The sequence below is a fragment of the Microbulbifer okhotskensis genome (assembly GCF_023895975.1).
GTDB lineage: Bacteria > Pseudomonadota > Gammaproteobacteria > Pseudomonadales > Cellvibrionaceae > Microbulbifer > Microbulbifer okhotskensis.
On record NZ_JALBWM010000413.1, the window covers coordinates 1 to 384 of the forward strand.

General features: G+C 48.4%; 1 protein-coding gene. It reads right to left on the reverse strand.

All coding sequences use genetic code 11. The features are described from left to right. Window positions 1-384: transposase (locus tag MO867_RS22730; RefSeq protein ID WP_252473403.1), on the reverse strand; the 384-nt coding region annotated here is incomplete at both ends.

The window sequence follows — 384 nt, forward strand, 5'->3', positions numbered from 1 at the left end:
ATTCCAGTTTTGAATCGGGTGCGTCCAACGCTCAGAGGCTTTTAGTGTACCGGCGTAAAGCAGCTTCAGTAAGCTATTCTCATTGGCGAAACCACCCTTGGTCTTGGTCAACTTACGGAACTGTCTGTGTACAGCCTCCACCGCATTGGTGGTGTAGATTGGAGTTCGGATATATTCCGGGTATTTAAAGTAAGCCGATAGAGTTGGCCACTTGCTGCGCCACGATTTAATCACCATCGGATACTTTTCTCCCCACTTAGCTTCCAGCTCATCTAAAGCGGTCTCGGCGGCATTCAGCGTTACTGCTTTGTAGACGCACTTAAGGTCAGCCATAAAGGCCTTCTGATTTTTTGAAGCCACATACTTCAGTGAGTTGCGCACCTG